This window comes from Devosia sp., from assembly GCF_036406155.1.
Classification (GTDB): domain Bacteria; phylum Pseudomonadota; class Alphaproteobacteria; order Rhizobiales; family Devosiaceae; genus Devosia_A.
The window spans coordinates 1-1,611 of sequence record NZ_DASWVV010000017.1 but is presented as its reverse complement, the minus strand read 5'-3'; the positions used below and the strand labels follow the sequence as shown (position 1 = coordinate 1,611).

The following is a 1,611-nucleotide window of genomic DNA, read 5'->3' as shown; positions in this document are numbered from 1 at the left end:
GCCGCCCGCGGCGCCCACTCCGCCGCCGGCCCCGGTCCCGGCCCCCGTCGCCGCACCGGGCGACGAGCTCATCCCGCATGACGGCATGCGGCGCACCATCGCCCGGCGGCTGGTCGAGGCCAAGCTCACCATCCCGCATTTCTACGTGACCCTCGATTGCCGCATCGACCGCCTCATGGCGCTGCGCACCGAACTCAACGCCGCGGCCCCGGTCACGGCCGGGGCGGAGGGCGAGGTGCCCGCCTACCGCGTCTCCGTCAACGACATGGTGATCAAGGCCCTGGCGGCGGCGCTGCGGGCGGTCCCCGCGGCCAACGTCACCTGGACGGAGGAGGGGCTGCTGCGCCACCGCCACGTCGACGTGGGCGTCGCCGTCTCCCTCCCCGGCGGCCTGATGACGCCGGTCGTGCGGCAGGCCGAGAGCAAGAGCCTCGCCACCATCTCCAACGAGGTCAAGGAACTGGCCGGGCGCGCCCGGGCCCGCCGGCTGCGCCCCGAGGAGTACGAGGGCGGCACGACCGCTGTCTCCAACCTCGGCATGTACGGGGTGCGCGAATTCGCCGCCATCATCAACCCGCCACAGGCGACCATCCTTGCGGTAGGGGCCGGCGAGATGCGACCGGTGGTCGAAAACGGCGCGCTGGTGCCGGGCCAGGTGATGACGGTGACGCTCTCGGCCGATCACCGCGCCGTCGACGGGGCGCTGGCGGCCGAGCTGGCGGCGGCCTTCCGGCAGGCGGTCGAGCAGCCCTTGCGCCTGCTGGTCTGAGCCGCCCCGCGCGCCACTTGACGGCCGGGCGCGCGCGTAGGACCTTGCCGCCCGAATGCAGGCGGCAGCGGCCGGAAACCGCGCGCCGCCAGCGAGGCGAAAAGGAGTGTTCGATGCCAGCTTTCGATCCTTCGGAGTTGCGCTCCGTCGTCGGCAAGCTGATGACGGCGGCGCCGTCCGACGTGAAGCTCGTGGCCGAGCGGCTGCGCGACCACGTGCTGGAGACGCGCATGACCCCCGAGGCGACGCGCGCCTTCGTCGCCGACCTCGGCTATGACAGCATCGAGGCGTTCTGCGCCGCCATCGGCCTGCCCGAGCACATCGCCCGGCGCTGGGATCGCTTCGGGGTCTCCTCCGAGATGAAGCAGGTTTTCACCCTGGTGCTCGAGCAGCGCCGGCCGCCCACGGCGGAGCCGCCGCGCGAGGAGAGCGTCGTCGAGATGCGCATGAGCCCGCAGGAGACGCGCGCCTTCGTCGCCGATCTCGGCTACGGCAGCCTCGAGGCCTTCTGTGCCGTACTCGGGCTGCCCGAGCACGTCGCCCGGCGCTGGGCCAGCCTGGGGATGCCGCCCGAACTGAAGCAGGTGTTCACGCAGGTGCTCGACCAGCGCCGGCGGCTGGCGGCCGCGGTCGACGAGTTCGAATCCATGACGCATGTGGGCCTCGACGACTTCCTCGCCGAGCGCGGCCTCATCTGACCGCCCTATCCTGACGGCGCCGGAGCGCCGGGAGCCTAGAATCCGCCGCCGGTCTTGAAGCCGCCATGCCGGCGCGTGCCGGCGGACCCGCTGCGCGGCCGCGAGAAGCCGCCCCCGCCCGAGCCGCCGCCGCCGGGCAGCCGG

The 1,611-nt window shown here is 73.4% G+C and carries 2 protein-coding genes; both read left to right on the top strand.

Annotated features, from left to right (window positions below):
• On the top strand, positions 1-769 hold a 769-nt coding region (locus VGD93_RS01040), incomplete at its 5' end, for a 2-oxo acid dehydrogenase subunit E2 (protein WP_395008319.1).
• A gap of 113 nt (positions 770-882) precedes the next feature.
• Positions 883-1,467, top strand: a complete 585-nt coding sequence (locus VGD93_RS01035; protein WP_395008317.1) for a hypothetical protein — start codon at positions 883-885, stop codon at positions 1,465-1,467.
• Positions 1,468-1,611: the final 144 nt, after the last annotated feature.

Bases quoted from the DNA above. Each gene is read 5' to 3' on its own strand.
- VGD93_RS01035 (WP_395008317.1), top strand. From the start codon at position 883: ATGCCAGCTTTCGATCCTTCGGAGTTGCGCTCCGTCGTCGGCAAGCTG.